This is a genomic window from Streptomyces sp. SID13726, assembly GCF_010548375.1.
Taxonomy (GTDB): Bacteria; Actinomycetota; Actinomycetes; order Streptomycetales; family Streptomycetaceae; genus Streptomyces.
Genome location: NZ_JAAGLY010000012.1, coordinates 151,870 through 166,152, shown reverse-complemented (window position 1 = coordinate 166,152; position 14,283 = coordinate 151,870). Strand labels below are relative to the sequence as shown.

At 70.2% G+C, this 14,283-nt stretch carries 13 protein-coding genes and 5 tRNA genes; 11 read left to right on the top strand and 7 right to left on the bottom strand.

Features of this window, described 5'->3' with window-relative positions; genetic code table 11:
• Positions 1-75: 75 nt before the first annotated feature.
• The 4 genes from G3I78_RS28950 to G3I78_RS28935 form a co-directional block, all read right to left on the bottom strand.
• A complete protein-coding gene (locus G3I78_RS28950; RefSeq protein ID WP_007384912.1) occupies positions 76-651 on the bottom strand; it encodes an ATP/GTP-binding protein in 576 nt (191 codons plus the stop codon).
• Positions 632-1,030 carry a DUF742 domain-containing protein gene (locus G3I78_RS28945; RefSeq protein ID WP_003973454.1) on the bottom strand — a complete coding sequence of 133 codons (399 nt, stop codon included), beginning with the start codon at positions 1,028-1,030 and terminating at the stop codon, positions 632-634. The genes G3I78_RS28950 and G3I78_RS28945 overlap by 20 nt, the downstream gene beginning before the upstream one ends.
• 110 nt (positions 1,031-1,140) lie before the next feature.
• Complete coding sequence (locus tag G3I78_RS28940; protein ID WP_003973453.1) at positions 1,141-1,554, bottom strand: roadblock/LC7 domain-containing protein; 414 nt, start codon at positions 1,552-1,554, stop codon at positions 1,141-1,143.
• 9 nt (positions 1,555-1,563) lie between these two features.
• Positions 1,564-5,454, bottom strand: a complete 3,891-nt coding sequence (locus tag G3I78_RS28935) for a nitrate- and nitrite sensing domain-containing protein (RefSeq protein WP_164429755.1) — start codon at positions 5,452-5,454, stop codon at positions 1,564-1,566.
• 565 nt (positions 5,455-6,019) lie between these two features.
• Here G3I78_RS28935 and G3I78_RS28930 point away from each other — a divergent pair.
• From G3I78_RS28930 to gltX, 3 genes are all read left to right on the top strand, one after another.
• Positions 6,020-6,202, top strand: coding sequence for a hypothetical protein (locus G3I78_RS28930; RefSeq protein ID WP_164429754.1), 183 nt, complete (start codon positions 6,020-6,022; stop codon positions 6,200-6,202).
• Positions 6,203-6,455: 253 nt separating this feature from the next.
• On the top strand, positions 6,456-7,241 hold the full coding sequence (locus tag G3I78_RS28925) for a fumarylacetoacetate hydrolase family protein (RefSeq protein ID WP_164429753.1): 786 nt from the start codon (positions 6,456-6,458) through the stop codon (positions 7,239-7,241).
• Positions 7,225-8,709 carry a glutamate--tRNA ligase gene (gene gltX, locus G3I78_RS28920; protein ID WP_164429752.1) on the top strand — a complete coding sequence of 495 codons (1,485 nt, stop codon included), beginning with the start codon at positions 7,225-7,227 and terminating at the stop codon, positions 8,707-8,709. The genes G3I78_RS28925 and gltX overlap by 17 nt, the downstream gene beginning before the upstream one ends.
• A 59-nt stretch (positions 8,710-8,768) precedes the next feature.
• On the opposite strand, the gene G3I78_RS28915 is transcribed toward gltX, so the two are convergent.
• Positions 8,769-9,053, bottom strand: coding sequence for a hypothetical protein (locus tag G3I78_RS28915; protein ID WP_164429742.1), 285 nt, complete (start codon positions 9,051-9,053; stop codon positions 8,769-8,771).
• Positions 9,054-9,089: 36 nt separating this feature from the next.
• Here G3I78_RS28915 and G3I78_RS28910 point away from each other — a divergent pair, with 36 nt between their 5' ends.
• From G3I78_RS28910 to G3I78_RS28885, 6 genes are all read left to right on the top strand, one after another.
• Complete coding sequence (locus G3I78_RS28910) at positions 9,090-9,824, top strand: HAD family hydrolase (RefSeq protein ID WP_164429740.1); 735 nt, start codon at positions 9,090-9,092, stop codon at positions 9,822-9,824.
• Positions 9,825-9,915: 91 nt separating this feature from the next.
• A tRNA-Gln gene (locus G3I78_RS28905) sits at positions 9,916-9,987 on the top strand.
• Positions 9,988-10,029: 42 nt separating this feature from the next.
• Positions 10,030-10,102, top strand: a tRNA-Glu gene (locus G3I78_RS28900).
• A 62-nt stretch (positions 10,103-10,164) separates the two neighbouring features.
• Positions 10,165-10,237, top strand: a tRNA-Glu gene (locus G3I78_RS28895).
• Between the two features lie 20 nt (positions 10,238-10,257).
• A tRNA-Gln gene (locus G3I78_RS28890) sits at positions 10,258-10,329 on the top strand.
• 44 nt (positions 10,330-10,373) lie between these two features.
• Positions 10,374-10,446: transfer RNA gene (locus G3I78_RS28885), tRNA-Glu, on the top strand.
• A 67-nt stretch (positions 10,447-10,513) separates the two neighbouring features.
• Here G3I78_RS28885 and G3I78_RS28880 read toward each other — a convergent pair.
• Entirely contained in the window at positions 10,514-11,158 is a 645-nt protein-coding gene (locus G3I78_RS28880; protein ID WP_164429738.1) for a MerR family transcriptional regulator, read from the bottom strand.
• A gap of 80 nt (positions 11,159-11,238) precedes the next feature.
• Here G3I78_RS28880 and G3I78_RS28875 point away from each other — a divergent pair, with 80 nt between their 5' ends.
• Positions 11,239-11,745, top strand: a complete 507-nt coding sequence (locus G3I78_RS28875; RefSeq protein WP_164429736.1) for a DUF4188 domain-containing protein — start codon at positions 11,239-11,241, stop codon at positions 11,743-11,745.
• A 199-nt stretch (positions 11,746-11,944) separates the two neighbouring features.
• Here G3I78_RS28875 and ndgR read toward each other — a convergent pair whose 3' ends face one another.
• Positions 11,945-12,661, bottom strand: a complete 717-nt coding sequence (ndgR, locus tag G3I78_RS28870; protein ID WP_007384919.1) for an IclR family transcriptional regulator NdgR — start codon at positions 12,659-12,661, stop codon at positions 11,945-11,947.
• A gap of 191 nt (positions 12,662-12,852) precedes the next feature.
• Here ndgR and leuC point away from each other — a divergent pair, with 191 nt between their 5' ends.
• Positions 12,853-14,283, top strand: coding sequence for a 3-isopropylmalate dehydratase large subunit (gene leuC / locus G3I78_RS28865; protein ID WP_164429734.1), 1,431 nt, complete (start codon positions 12,853-12,855; stop codon positions 14,281-14,283).

The window sequence follows — 14,283 nt, the reverse complement described above, 5'->3', positions numbered from 1 at the left end:
CCGGCTCCGGTACATCTACGACAACTGCCGTATGACGCTGTTGATTTGGGAGCTGGTCGACACGCCTCGGGGGCGTTACCGCAGGCGCGCCATCAGGGCGTGCTCGACCAGGGTGATCAGGGCACTCTTGGCGTCCGACCGGTGCCGGGCGTCCGTGGTGATGATCGGTGCGTCCGGCCCGATCTGCAAGGCCTCGCGCACCTCCTCGGGAGCGTACGGCTGGTGTCCGTCGAAGCCGTTGAGGGCCACGACGAACGGCAGGCCGCTGTTCTCGAAGTAGTCGACCGCGGGGAAGCAGTCCGCGAGCCGGCGGGTGTCGACCAGCACCACGGCGCCGATCGCGCCGCGTACGAGGTCGTCCCACATGAACCAGAAGCGGTCCTGTCCGGGGGTACCGAAGAGGTACAGGATCAGGTCCTGGTCCAGGGTGATGCGGCCGAAGTCCATGGCGACCGTGGTGGTCGTCTTGTCCCCGGTGTGGGTGAGGTCGTCGATGCCCGCGCTGGCGGACGTCATCACGGCCTCCGTGCGCAGCGGGTTGATCTCGGAGACCGCTCCCACGAACGTGGTCTTGCCCACGCCGAAGCCGCCCGCCACCACGATCTTCGCGGAGGTGGTGGCCCGCCCCGCGTCAGAGCTTGCGAAGTCCACTGAGCACCCTTTCGAGCAGCGTCACATCGGGAGCGCCGCCGTTGTTCTCGTCGCCGCCCGGCTGGTGAATGGCGACCAGGCCCGCCTCGGCGAGGTCCGCGACGAGGATCCTGGCCACGCCGAGCGGCATGGCGAGCAGCGCCGAGACCTCGGCGACCGACTTCACCTCACGGCAGAGGTGGCAGATGCGCTGGTGCTCGGGGAGCAGTCCCATCAGCGCCGCCGGGTCGGCCGTCGTGCTGATCAGGGCCTCGATGGCGAGCTGGTAGCGCGGCCGGGTCCGGCCGCCGGTCATCGCGTACGGACGTACCAGCGGCTGGTCGCCCTCATCCTCGTACGGCTCCGCGTACGGATCATGAGAGGCGGTGGGCGGGGTCATGAATCCTCCGGGCGGGACAGCAAGTCGGTCGGGCAAGCCGTCTGAAGAGGCCGGTGGGGGGATTGTGGCGGCCGGACGGTGATTTGGTGAGGCGGGTGGAACCGGGCGGGTCAGTGGAGCAGACTGCCTTGCAGCTCGGCTCGCAGGTCGGGCGTGAGCACGGCGCCCGCGCGATCGACGAGCAGCGCCATCTCGTAGCCGACGAGGCCGATGTCGCATTCCGGGTGGGCGAGGACCGCCAGCGACGAACCGTCCGAGACGGACATGAGGAAGAGGAATCCCCGCTCCATCTCCACGACGGTCTGCGCCACGTTGCCGCCCTCGAAGATCCGGGAGGCGCCCGCGGTCAGTGAGGTGAGTCCGGACGCGACGGCCGCCAGCTGGTCGGCACGGTCGCGCGGGAAACCCTCGGACATCGCCAGCAGAAGGCCGTCGGCGGACACGACGACGGTGTGGGACACCCCGGGGGTGTTGTCCACGAAGTTGGTGATCAACCAGTTGAGGTTCTGTGCCGCCTGGCTCATCGGGCTCAACTAACGCTCCTGCTGGTGAGTGGGGTTCGGGAAGCTGCCCGTCTGGCCGTTGCCGCCGACCTGACGACCTTGCGCGATACCCCGACGGAGATTGGTCAGCCGGCCGCGTACGTCGTCAGGCGAACGCGAGACCTGCGGACCGTTTTGGTGCTGTTGCTGCTGAGCCGTGCCCGGGACGAGGTTCGCCCTGGGGACCCGGCGCGGCAGACCGGAGGTGGTGACACCGCCCGCCGCCGGCTGCCGGACACGCTCCGCCTGCCGGACGAGGTCGTCGTTCGGCGAGGAGCGCCAGGCCGCGGAGGCCGTGGGACGCTGCGGAGCGGCGGCGGAACTCTGTGGGGCCGCAGGAGCCTGCTGCGGCTGCTGGGGCGTACGGGGGGCCGAGGAGCCGTTGCCGTTGGCCGGCTGTCCCTGGCCCGCGCCGTGGAACCAGTTGGTCTCCAGCGTGTCGTACAGCGGCGTACGGCCGTCGCCGGGCCCCGAGGCCGGAGGCAGCGCCTCGGGTTCCTGGCGGGCCGGCCGCTGCGGACGCGGCGGCATGGGCGGACGGGGAGCGCCGAAGTCGGCGCCGTTGCTCTGCGGCCGCTCGAACTGGCCGGTGGACGACGGGTTCTGACGGCCCGGCAGGGAGTGCTGCCCGGTGGAGCTGCCGTCGAAGCCCGGTACCGAGAACTGGCCCGTCGCGTTGGCGTCGTAGGAGCCCGGGCCGGTGAACTGCCCGGTCTCCCGCGAGCTGCCGTTCTGCCCGCCGGGGGTGCCGAAGACGTCCGAGCGGACGAACTGGCCCGTGTTCTGCGGGGGGTTCGCACCCGGGCGCGGGAACTCGCCGGTGTCCTGGGGGCCGTTCGCACCCGGCCGCGGGAACTGGCCGGTCTGCTGCGGGCCGTTCCCACCGGGCCGCGGGAACTGCCCGGTGTTCTGCGGTGCGTCGAAGTCCGGGCGCGGGAACTGGCCCGTGTTCTGCGGCGCGTCGAAGTCGGGCCGCGGGAACTCGGACGTGGCCGCCGGGCTCCGGTGGTCGTCGATGCGCGGCATCCGGGACGTCGCGGCCGGGTCCTCGTCGTGACCGCGCGGGGTGTCCAGCGAGGCGCGTGGCACCGGCGGCTGGGCGTTCTCGTCGCTCCAGCTGGGCGTGCGGGGCTGTGCGTTGCCGCCCGGCAGCTCGGCGCGCGGACCACCGCGGCCCGGCAGCTGCGGCCGACGGCGCCTGCCGCCCTGCTCGGAGCCCTGGTTCGGGTTCGAGGGCTGCGACTGCGGGGGCGTCTGGCTCCGGCCGCCGAAGGCGTCCTGACCACCACCGAAGGCGTCCTGGCTGCTGAACGCGTCCTGGCCCGGCATGCCCGTACCCGCGGCCTGGAGGCCCTGCGGGGCACCCGGGGCCTGGCCGCCGAAGCCGGCGCCCGCCGGAGCGGGGCGGCCCTGCGGAGGCGTACCCGGACCCTGCGGTCCACGCGGTCCGCCCGGTCCACCGGGACGACCGCCCTGACCGCTGCCGGGCAGTGCGGCCCGCGGACCCTGACCGGAGTTGAGCCGGCCGCCCGCGGGAGCACCGGAGCCGAGGGCCCCCGCGCCGGCCCCGGCGGGAGCGCCGCCGAGGGCACCGCCGCCCTGGCCGTTTCCGCTGCCACGGCGGGCCGCGGCCACACCGGCGGCGGCCTGGGCCGCGGCGGGGGCGCCGGGGACACCCTGACCGGGCTTGGGCTGGGGCTTCTTGCCGCCCTGGGCGACATCCACGGGCAGCATGACCAGCGCGGTCGTACCACCGGAGTCGGACGGGCGCAGCTGGATGCGGATGCCGTGGCGCTGGGACAGCCGGCCGACCACGAACAGGCCCATGCGGCGCGAGACCGAGACGTCCACGGTGGGCGGCGAGGCGAGCCGCTCGTTGATCTGCGCGAGGTCCTCGGGGGAGAGGCCGATGCCGGTGTCGTGGATCTCGATCAGGACGCGGCCGTCGGGCAGGGCGTGACCGGTGACCTTGACCTTGGTCTGCGGAGAGGAGAACGAGGTCGCGTTCTCCAGCAGCTCGGCGAGCAGGTGCACGAGGTCGTTGACCACACGCCCGGCCACTTCGGTGGTCGGCACGGCGGCCAGCTCGATGCGCTCGTACTGCTCCACCTCGGAGGCGGCGGCGCGGAGCACGTCGACCAGCGGGACCGGGCGGGTCCAGCGTCGGCCGGGCTCCTCACCCGCGAGGACGAGGAGGTTCTCGCCGTTCCGGCGCATACGGGTCGCGAGGTGGTCGAGCTTGAAGAGCGAGGACAGCTGGTCCGGGTCGGCCTCGCGGGACTCCAGTTCGGAGATGAGCGAGAGCTGACGCTGGATGAGGCCCTGGGAGCGGCGCGAGAGGTTGGTGAACATCGCGTTGACGTTGCCCCGCAGAAGGGCCTGCTCGGCGGCGAGGCGGACGGCCTCGCGGTGCACGTCGTCGAAGGCCGCGGCCACCCGGCCGATCTCGTCCCGGGAGTGCACACCGACCGACTCGACGGAGGTGTCGACGTCCTGCGGGTCGGACTCGGAGAGCTGCTTGACCAGCTCGGGCAGCCGGTCCTGGGCGACCTTGGTGGCGGTCTCCTGGAGGCGGCGCAGCGAGCGGATCATGGACCGGGCGACGACGAAGGCGCCGACCAGGGAGACACCGAGGACGAGCAGGATCAGCGCACCGGAGATGATCGCCTCGCGCTCGGACTCACTGCGCAGCTCGCGGGCCTTCTGCTCCATGTCCTCAAGCAGGGTGTGCTCGATGTTGCCCATCTGCTGGATCTTGGTCGAGCTGTCGTCGACCCAGTCCTTGTACGACCGCTTGTCCAGGGTGGCCAGACCGTCCGACCGGCCGAGCGCGCGCCCGGCGTAGGTGTCGGTGGCCTCGATGGTGGAGTTGCCGTTCTCGATGGGCTTGAGGAGCTCCTCGGCGCCTTCGTCGCCGTAGATGCTCCGGAAGCTGCTGAGCTCGGACTCCTCGCTGTCGAGAGCGCCCTGGGCGTAGAGCCGGTCGTTGTCGCTGATGGTGCCGGTGGTCGTGTTGTTGGCGGGCAGGGCCGCCGCCAGGACCGCGCGCTGGATGGAGGCGTACTCCTTGGCCGAGGAGAAGGCCGCCAGGGCACGGGTGCGCTGGATCATGTCCGGGTTGCTGGTGGCCTCGGCCATGTCCTGGGAGAGGTCCAGCAGGTGGGTGATCAGCCGGTGGTAGGACTCCACCGTCTGGGTGGAGTTGTCCTTGGACTCGTAGGCGTCGCTGCGGATCTTGCTCAGCGTGTCCAGGTCGCGGACCAGGCCGACGAGGCTGTCGCGGACGCCCTGGAGGTTGCCGTCCTTGCTGGAGGTGTCGATGTCCTCGGCGGCGTTGATGAAGTTGGTCGCGGCCCGGTCCGTCTTGTCCCGGTAGCCCTTGACCGTGATGTCGCTCGCCGTGGAGTTGTGGGCCAGCGGACCGGCCGACTGGTCGCGCTCCTCCTGGAGGGCGGCGGCCAGCTCGGTGGCCTGCTTGGTCATCTCCGTCAGCAGCTTCATGTTGTCGAGCTGCTGGATGTCGTCCATCGAGTCGTTGATGCGCAGCGCGCCCAGCGAGGTCGCCGCGACGACGGGGAGTGCGAGCAGCGACACCAGACGCGTGGAGATGCGCCAGTTGCGCAGAGCTATTCGCGATCCCGGTCCGCTCGGACCCTTGGGGGGCTTCACCGACGGCGTGGCCGGACCGGTGGGGCCGCCGGTTCCCGAGGGGCCGGACGCCGACGTGCCGAGGCGCCCGGGGCGCTCACCGCCGTCGACGGACTGGGCCGGGCCCGGGTTCTGGGCGTGCTGGGGCGAGGAACTGCCGACATGGGGGCCAGTCCCGCCGTGCTGCTCCGGCTCGGCCGAAGCGCTGCCATCCCTCTTGAAACGTCCCTGCACTAGCGTCGCAACCTCTGGACCAGGCACCCCTCCGCAGGACGGAGAAGCACGGTGTCGGCGTTGTGGGGAGCGCCCTGAATGCGCGCCCCGGGTGATCTGAGTGACCGGCGCTGGCTCCCCCTTCTCACCGCCGCTCGGCGCTTCTCTGCGCCCCCTGTGCGCCGGCTCGATCCCGCGGCGGTCCGTGGAATTCCAGCACAGTGCCGGATCTCCAACAAGGTCCATGGGTCAGACCGTGACCTACGTGACACCACGTGAGGGCCGAGTCACCGGCCGTGGAAAGCTTTCCGGTGGATAACGGACATGGCCCCGCGAGTCACCCCGCGGTCAAGGGTGTCCCAGTCGCCATGATCAGGAGCGGAATGATGGCTTCAGGGAGTCAATGTCCGTTTCGTTGGGGTGAGTTGAGACTCGTAATTGTCCGGTTTGCCCACAGGTCAGTGAGGAAACTCACATGCCGATCATGAGGTCTCCACGGCCTGGGAGGGGAATGGCATGTTTAGCCTGGCGCTTTACAAGAAGGCCGCTTCTGCCCAACCCACCACCGCTGAGGTCGAGAACAACCGTGAAGACGACGATGATGTTCCGCAACATTGCCAACCCGCGGCGCACCACGCTGGCGCACCTCGAGGGCGCCGACGCGCTGGAGGCCCCGCAGCAGCCGGAGCACACGCTCGACCTCCCGGCCCAGACCGCCAACCCCCGCCGCACGGTCCTGATGGAGATCCCGGTCTCCGCAGCCAAGTAACCGTAGCGCGCCCGGATCACCGCCCTCGGGGCGGGTGACCCGGGCGTATCGCGTGAGCCTGCGAGGGCGCCCGAGGCTCCGGATGCAGACCCCCGACGCCCGCCGCGCCGCGGCTGACGACACAGCCCCTCCGCCCGGCGACGCACCCACCGGACACCGCTCGCCGACCCGGCCCAGCGCCTCGGGGCACCCCTCACCGCGTTAGCCTGGAGCGTCAGTCTCCACCGGCCGAGTAGAGGGGCGCCCAGATCCCGTGCGCATCGCCAGATTCTCCATCGACGGGAACGTCGCCTTCGGCGCGGTCGAGGGCGACAGGCCGGACGAGCTCGTCCTCGACATCATCAAGGGCATCCCGTTCGCGGACTTCGAGCTCTCCGGTACGAAGGTCCCGCTGAGCAAGGTCAGGCTGCTGCCCCCGGTGCTCCCCAACAAGGTCGTGGCGTACGGCCGTAACTACGCCGACCACGCCAAGGAACTGGGCAACGACGTCCCGGACGTCCCGTTCGCCTTCTTCAAGCCCTCCACCTCGGTGATCGGCCCCGGCGACGAGATCCAGTACCCCTCCTTCTCCGCGGACGTCCACCACGAGGCCGAACTGGCCGTCGTCATCGGGCGGATGTGCCGCGAGGTGCCGCGCGACCGCGTCAAGGACGTGATCTTCGGCTTCACCTGCGCGAACGACATCACCGCGCGCGACGTCCAGAAGCGCGAGAAGCAGTGGGCCCGGGCCAAGGGCTTCGACACCTCCTGCCCGCTCGGCCCCTGGGTGGAGACCGGCCTGGACCTGGAGACGGCGTCCGACCTGACGATCCAGCTCACGGTCAACGGCGAACAACGCCAGCTCGGCCGCACCAGCGAGATGATCCACTCCATCGAGGATCTGATCGTCAACATCTCCGAGGCCATGACGCTGCTCCCCGGCGACGTGATCCTCACGGGCACCCCGGCAGGCGTCGGGCCGCTCACCGTCGGCGACGAGGTCGCCGTCACCATCGAAGGCATCGGCACTCTCACCAACAAGGTTGTCAAGCGTGGCTAGCGCACCCGTACGCGTACGTTTCTGTCCTTCCCCCACCGGCAACCCCCACGTGGGCCTGGTGCGCACCGCCCTGTTCAACTGGGCCTTCGCCCGCCACCACCAGGGCACCCTCGTCTTCCGCATCGAGGACACCGACGCCGCTCGCGACTCCGAGGAGTCCTACGACCAGCTGCTCGACTCGATGCGCTGGCTGGGCTTCGACTGGGACGAGGGCCCCGAGATCGGCGGCCCGCACGCGCCCTACCGCCAGTCGCAGCGGATGGACCTCTACAAGGACATCGCCGCCAAACTGCTGGACGCCGGTCACGCGTACCGCTGCTACTGCTCGACCGAGGAGCTCGACGCCCGCCGCGACGCCGCCCGCGCCGCCGGCAAGCCCTCCGGCTACGACGGCCACTGCCGCGACCTCACCGACGAGCAGGTCGCCGCGTACGTCGCCGAGGGCCGCGAGCCGATCGTCCGCTTCCGCATGCCCGACGAGACGATCACCTTCACGGACCTGGTCCGCGGCGAGCTGACGTTCACGCCGGAGAACGTGCCGGACTACGGGATCGTACGAGCCAACGGCGCGCCCCTCTACACGCTCGTGAACCCGGTCGACGACGCGCTGATGGAGATCACCCACGTCCTGCGCGGCGAGGACCTGCTCTCCTCCACCCCGCGCCAGATCGCCCTGTACAAGGCGCTGATCGAGCTGGGCGTCGCGAAGACCGTGCCCGCCTTCGGGCACCTGCCGTACGTCATGGGCGAGGGCAACAAGAAGCTCTCCAAGCGTGACCCGCAGGCCTCGCTCAACCTCTACCGCGAGCGCGGCTTCCTGCCCGAGGGACTGCTCAACTACCTGTCCCTGCTCGGCTGGTCGCTCTCCGCGGACCAGGACATCTTCGGTACCGACGAGCTGATCGCGGCCTTCGACATCGCCGACGTGAACCCCAACCCGGCTCGCTTCGACCTGAAGAAGTGCGAGGCGATCAACGCCGACCACATCCGTCTCCTGGACGTGAAGGACTTCACGGAGCGCTGCGCCCCCTGGCTCCGGGCCCCCTTCGCCCCGTGGGCCCCGGAGGACTTCGACGAGTCGAAGTGGCAGGCGATCGCCCCGCACGCCCAGACCCGCCTCAAGGTCCTGTCGGAGATCACCGACAACGTCGACTTCCTGTTCCTCGCGGAGCCGGTCTTCGACGAGCCCTCCTGGACGAAGGCGATGAAGGAGGGCTCGGACGCCCTGCTCCGTACGGCCCGCGAGAAGCTGGAGTCCGCGGACTGGACCTCGCCGGAGTCCCTGAAGGAGGCCGTCCTGGCCGCCGGCGAGACCCACGGCCTCAAGCTCGGCAAGGCCCAGGCCCCGGTCCGCGTCGCCGTCACCGGCCGCACGGTCGGCCTCCCGCTCTTCGAGTCCCTGGAGGTCCTGGGCAAGGAGACGACCCTGGCCCGGATCGACGCGGCGCTGGAGAAGCTCACGGCGTAGGTCACGCACGTACGCAGGGGCGGTACCCGGAGTTCCGGGTACCGCCCCTCAGGCATGTCTCAGACCGCGTCGCTCTCGTCGATCAGATACGCGAACTCGTCGAAGATCTCCAGAACGACGATGACCATGACAGCCCCCGCGACCATGTACTCCAGCATCACGCCAGGGGCCACGTACGCCTTCCGCAGATGCTCGTCGGGGCCGAGCTGCGCGGTCGCGGCTTTGCGGTAGGGGTCACGTGCCAGTATCCGTACGGCCCTGTCCAGCTGGGCTCGACGCTCGCCGGGCAGACCGTCGTAGGCCGCACGGGCCTCGACGGTGAACTGGACTCGGTACTCGTTCATGTCTTCAGTGTGCCAGCCTCCGATAGCGTCGGGTACATGAGCATCCAAGCCGTGGTATGGGATGTCGACGACACCCTCTTCGACTACACCGGCGCCGACCGCATCGGCATGCGCCTGCATCTGACGGCCGAGGGGCTGATGGCGGCGTACGACGGTGTCGAGCAGGCCATCGCGCGGTGGCGGGCGGTCACCGACGCGCAGTGGGCGCGGTTCTCGGCGGGGGAGGTCGACTTCCAGGGGCAGCGGCGGGACCGGGTGCGGGTGTTCCTGGGGGAGGAGCTGAGCGACGCGGAGGCGGACGCCTGGTTCGAGCGGTACATCGCGCACTACGAGACCGCCTGGGCCCTGTTCCCCGACGTGCTGCCCGTCCTGGACGCCCTCGCCGCCAGCCACCGGCACGCGGTGCTCTCCAACTCCAGCATCCGGGTCCAGGACCACAAACTCCGCGTCCTCGGGGTGCACGACCGCTTCGAGGCCATCCTGTGCGCCGCCGAGCTGGGCGTCTCCAAGCCCGAGGCCGGCGCCTTCCTCGCGGCCTGCGACGCCCTGGAGCTGGCCCCGCACCAGGTGGCGTACGTCGGGGACCACCCGGAGATCGACGGCCGGGGCGCCGCCGAGGCCGGACTGCTGTCGGTCTGGATCGATCGCGAGGGCGGTGTGCACACGGGCGCTGCCCTGCCCGCGGGGCCGCACCGGATCGCCTCGCTCGCCGAACTCCCCGCGATCCTCGGCGCGGATACCCGTTTTGGAGCCCCGTCCACCTTCGGGTAATGTTCTTCCTGCGCCGCCGGGGAGCGGGCCGAAAGGCCGGAACCGGAGGAGCAAAACTAGAACAAGATCCCCGCAGGGGCTTGCGTTCCAGTGGCCTATGGTGTAATTGGCAGCACGACTGATTCTGGTTCAGTTAGTCTTGGTTCGAGTCCAGGTAGGCCAGCTCGCAGAGCTCATCTGCAAAGGCGGAGATCAACTCCGCGAAGCCCCCGTTGTGTAGCGGCCTAGCACGCTGCCCTCTCAAGGCAGTAGCGCCGGTTCGAATCCGGTCGGGGGTACAGATCCTTCCCGGAGGGTCAGTCAGGGTCGCACCCGCTGACTCTCATGCAGGATCGCTAGGGCCCCCGTTGTGTAGCGGCCTAGCACGCCGCCCTCTCAAGGCGGTAGCGCCGGTTCGAATCCGGTCGGGGGTACGCACTGGTCTAAACCACATTGGTCTATGGTGTAATTGGCAGCACGACTGATTCTGGTTCAGTTAGTCTTGGTTCGAGTCCAGGTAGACCAGCTCGGACCTGCGGCGGTGTAGTATTCAACGCTTGCAGGCTCCATGCCCCCGTTGTGTAGCGGCCTAGCACGCCGCCCTCTCAAGGCGGTAGCGCCGGTTCGAATCCGGTCGGGGGTACGTAGAGGAAAGGCCCTTCGCTTCGGCGAGGGGCCTTTCTCCGTCTCCGGGGGCCGTCCGCCGTAGGTCACTCGAAGCCGTACCGCCGCGCCGACTCCTCCTCCTGGGCCAGCCGGCGCAGTGCCTGGAGCATCGGTTCGGCGAGCACCGCACCGATCACCGCGACCTCCGCCTTCTCGGCCTCCGAGGTGTGCGTCTCCACGAAGTCCAGGTCGAGGACCGCCGCCCGGTGCATCAACTCCGCGTAGGGCAGCATCCGTTCGGACGTCCAGTCGTAGCCGAGCCGGCGAAAGGCCGCCACCGCGACGACCAGTGAGCGGTACGCGGGCGAGATCGTCACCAGGGCCTGCGCGTTCGTCCAGCCCAACTCCTCCAGCAGCTCGGCCACTTCACGGTGCGCCGCCCGCACGTACTCGTCCTGCTCGTCCGGCTCCGGAACCTGCGGCAGCGCCCACAGGGCCGCGCCCATCCTGATGGTCCGGCCCAGCGAGTCGTCGTCGACGTGGCCGAGCACCTCGCGGACCGTGGCCACGGGCAGCCCGCCGACCTGGATCATCGCGCGCACCAGCCGCAGTCGTCGTAGATGCTCCTCGTCGTAGTCCGCGGTGGTCGCGTTGACCTGGCGGCCCGGCGCCAACAGGCCTTCGCGCAGGTAGTACTTGATCGTCGCGGTGGACACCCCGCTGCGTTCGCTGAGTTCGGCCAGCCGCATGTCTTGCACCCCCTCTCGGATACCGGCACTATCCAAGCATGCGGCACTTGGACAGTGCCGCTCACCAACCAGGGGGTCCCATGTTCGGGAAGAAGGTCGCCGCCGGTCGTACCACCGCGTCCGTGGAGGGGGAGGCGGTGGTGCTGCTGATCGGCATGCGCATCAACCACTTCTGGGCCGTGCACCACTGGGGTCCGGTGCTGCTGGCCATGCCACGGATGCTGCGGGAGCTGTCGCGGGCGCCGGAGCGTGGGTTGCTCTCGCACGTACTGCTGACGGCGTCACCGCGGACGTACTACGTCGTCCAGTACTGGGAGTCCAAGGAGAAGCTGTACGCGTACGCGCACTCGCCGGAGATGTTCCACCACCGCGCCTGGTCGATCATCAACCGCAAGGAGAAGGCGGGGAAGGTCCGGCAGCACGTGGGGCTGTGGCACGAGACGTATGTGGTGCCGGAGGGGTCGTACGAGTCGATCTACGCCGACATGCCGGCGTTCGGGCTGGCGGCGGCGCACGGACAGGTGCCGGTCGCTGCGCGCGGGCGGTACGCGAAGGAGAGGTTCGCTCATCGGGCTGGGGGCAGGTGACCCGCTCGGGGCGCGGGGCTGTATCGATATGCGGCTCCGCCGCGCGGGCGCGACAAGCCACGGCGGTGGGTCAGTCGACTGACCGGCCGGTGGGGGCTGGTCGCGCAGTTCCCCGCGCCCCTGGGGAAGGCATCTCCCCGTTGGTTCAAAGCCTGCCGCGGCGTTGAGGCCGGCCTTGGACCGCCAGGGACACGCGCCCTCAGCCCGTGCGGCGAAGTGCCTCGGAGAGGCGGGCCGCCGCGTCGATGACCGCCTGGGCGTGCATGCGCCCCGGGTGGCGGGTCAGGCGCTCGATGGGGCCGGAGACCGAGACGGCGGCCACGACGCGGTTGGAGGGGCCGCGGACCGGTGCGGAGACGGACGCGACGCCCGGCTCGCGCTCGCCGATGGACTGGGCCCAGCCCCGGCGCCGTACGCCCGACAGGGCCGTCGCCGTGAAGCGGGCGCCCTGGAGACCGCGGTGCAGGCGCTCCGGCTCCTCCCAGGCCATCAGGATCTGGGCCGAGGAGCCGGCCTTCATGGTGAGCGTCGAGCCGACCGGGACGGTGTCCCGGAGGCCGGACAGGCGCTCCGCCGCGGCGACGCAGATGCGCATGTCGCCCTGGCGGCGGTAGAGCTGCGCGCTCTCGCCGGTGATGTCCCGCAGGTGCGTGAGCACCGGGCCCGCCGTCGCGAGGAGGCGGTCCTCGCCGGCGGCCGCGGCCAGCTCGGCGAGACGAGGGCCGAGAATGAAACGGCCCTGCATGTCGCGTGCCACCATGCGGTGGTGTTCCAGAGCCACGGCCAGCCGGTGGGCCGTGGGTCGTGCCAGTCCGGTCGCCGCGACCAAGCCCGCGAGGGTGGCCGGACCGGACTCCAGGGCGCTGAGGACAAGGGCTGCCTTGTCCAGAACGCCGACGCCGCTACTGTTGTCCATGCAACGATACTCACGTCTCACTCTGTGAAACGCAAGTTCCTTTTTTCGTGAGACGCGCAACCCTTGTAGGCACAGCGGCCCGCGGATCAACGGGCCTGGCGGCGGGTGCCCGGGAACAGGGGCCACGGGCGTCGCCTCCACAAGATCTTCTAGTTGGGTCGGCGCTCCTTTGGCCGACCGGAGGGAAAGCGATGGGTAGGACACTCGCGGAGAAGGTCTGGGACGACCATGTCGTCCGGCGCGCCGAGGGCGAGCCCGACCTCCTCTTCATCGATCTGCACCTGCTGCACGAGGTGACCAGCCCGCAGGCCTTCGACGGTCTCCGCAAGAGCGGTCGCCCGGTGCGCAGGCTCGACCTGACCATCGCCACCGAGGACCACAACACCCCGACCCTCGACATCGACAAGCCCATCGCCGACCCGGTCTCCCGGGTCCAGCTGGAGACGCTGCGCAAGAACGCCGCCGAGTTCGGTGTGCGCTTGCACCCGCTGGGCGACGTCGAGCAGGGTGTCGTACACGTGGTGGGTCCGCAGCTCGGACTGACCCAGCCGGGTATGACCGTCGTCTGCGGCGACTCCCACACCTCCACGCACGGCGCCTTCGGCGGCCTGGCGTTCGGCATCGGCACCTCCCAGGTGGAGCACGTGCTGGCCACCCAGACGCTGCCGCTGGTCCGCCCGAAGACCATGGCCATCACGGTCGACGGCGAACTGCCCGACGGCGTCACCGCCAAGGACCTGATCCTCGCGATCATCGCCCGCATCGGCACCGGCGGCGGCCAGGGCTACGTCCTGGAGTACCGCGGCTCCGCCATCGAGAAGCTCTCGATGGAGGCCCGGATGACCATCTGCAACATGTCGATCGAGGCCGGTGCCCGCGCGGGCATGATCGCCCCCGACCAGACCACCTTCGACTACCTCAAGGGCCGTCCGCACGCCCCCAAGGGCGAGGACTGGGACGCGGCCGTCGCGTACTGGAAGACGCTGAGGACGGACGAGGACGCCGAGTTCGACGCCGAGGTCGTCATCAAGGCCGACGAGCTGTCGCCGTTCGTCACCTGGGGCACCAACCCCGGCCAGGGCGCGCCGCTTTCGGCGGACGTCCCCGATCCCGCTTCGTACGAAGACGCTTCGGAGCGCCTCGCCGCCGAAAAGGCCCTGGAATACATGGGGTTGGAGGCCGGGCAGCCGCTGCGCTCCATCAAGGTGGACACCGTCTTCGTAGGTTCGTGCACCAACGGCCGTATCGAGGACCTGCGTGCCGCGGCCGAGCTCGTCAAGGGCCGCAAAGTCGCCGACGGCGTACGGATGCTGGTCGTCCCGGGCTCCGCGCGGGTCGGTCTCCAGGCCGTCTCCGAGGGCCTGGACGTCGTCTTCAAGGAGGCCGGCGCCGAATGGCGGCACGCGGGCTGCTCGATGTGTCTGGGCATGAACCCGGACCAGCTGGCCCCCGGTGAGCGCTCCGCGTCCACCTCCAACCGCAACTTCGAGGGCCGGCAGGGCAAGGGCGGTCGTACGCACCTGGTCTCGCCGCAGGTCGCCGCCGCGACCGCCGTGCTGGGCCACCTGGCCTCGCCCGCCGACCTGTCCGACGCCGACGCCCGTACGCCCGCTGGAGTCTGA